1 protein-coding gene is annotated in these 502 nt (G+C 65.9%); it reads left to right on the top strand.

All coding sequences use genetic code 11. The annotated features are described in order from the left end of the window. Positions 1-502, top strand: a 502-nt coding sequence (locus HMPREF3115_RS05065; protein WP_218079205.1) for a phage late control D family protein, incomplete at both ends; no start/stop codon positions are given.

Genomic DNA, 502 nt, shown 5'->3' with positions numbered 1-502 from the left:
GGCGAAGGCAAGCATCGGCTCGTCCTTTGCGATTCGATGGGAGCACTCCAGCCGCTCGGCGACGCCTATGCCGAGCTTCGCTACGAACCGCCGAACAGTCGGCGCATCGACGAGGAACATATCCACGAATTCTCGGTGTCACATGCGCTGACGACCGGCGCGGTGGCGGCGGTCGACTACGACTACACGTTGCCGCGCGCGAATCTGACCGTGGCGCGCGAAGATCCTCGCGATACGGGCCTCGCCCATCAGGAGCGCTATTCGTGGGGTGACTACGCACAGCCGCAAGCGGGTGCGGCCGGACTCTCCGGCGCGCACAACGAGCCGCGCACCGAAGCGGAATACCTCACGCTGGTGCAGATGCAGGCGTGGCGGTGTCAGGGATTGAGGGCCCACGGCAAGGGCAATTTGCGCGGCATGGTCGCCGGGCAGACGTTCGTGCTGTCGCACTACCCGCAAGAGGCGGCGAATCGCGAGTACGCGGTGATTGCGTGCCGGCTGA

Source organism: Burkholderia sp. HMSC10F09, from assembly GCF_001806955.1.
Lineage (GTDB): Bacteria > Pseudomonadota > Gammaproteobacteria > Burkholderiales > Burkholderiaceae > Burkholderia > Burkholderia multivorans.
This window is presented reverse-complemented; position numbering and strand designations above follow the sequence as displayed.